Annotated in this window: 1 pseudogene; it reads left to right on the top strand. The window is 35.3% G+C overall.

The annotated features are described in order from the left end of the window. A pseudogene (locus tag HMPREF3270_RS13965) lies at window positions 1–380 on the top strand (hypothetical protein); the annotation flags it as partial.

Consider the following 380-nt stretch of genomic DNA (forward strand, 5'->3'; position numbering starts at 1 on the left):
TATGAAGTTATAGACAGTGAATACCTTGTCGATACTACATTAAAACAACAAGTTCAACAAAATTTAGATAATACAATCAACGTCTATCATGCAATTAAGACAAATCTTGAAAGCATGACACCGGAAACAGCGACAATCGGAAAACTTGTTGATACACAAGCACTGTTTTTAAAATATCGCGAATTGCTGCAAACACTGTATAACTCATTAGAAAACGCTAAGATTGCAATAGATGATCGTTTCAAATTACTGCAATCTCAATACACAGATGAGAAATTCAATGATGCAATGTCTAAAGTAGCTGAAGGCATCGGCGGCACATGGAACGCTGAAACAGGTCAATTACTTGCAGATATTCCAAGTCAACAAGAATTAGAAGA

Source organism: Staphylococcus sp. HMSC65H10 (assembly GCF_001839185.1).
Classification (GTDB): domain Bacteria; phylum Bacillota; class Bacilli; order Staphylococcales; family Staphylococcaceae; genus Staphylococcus; species Staphylococcus simulans.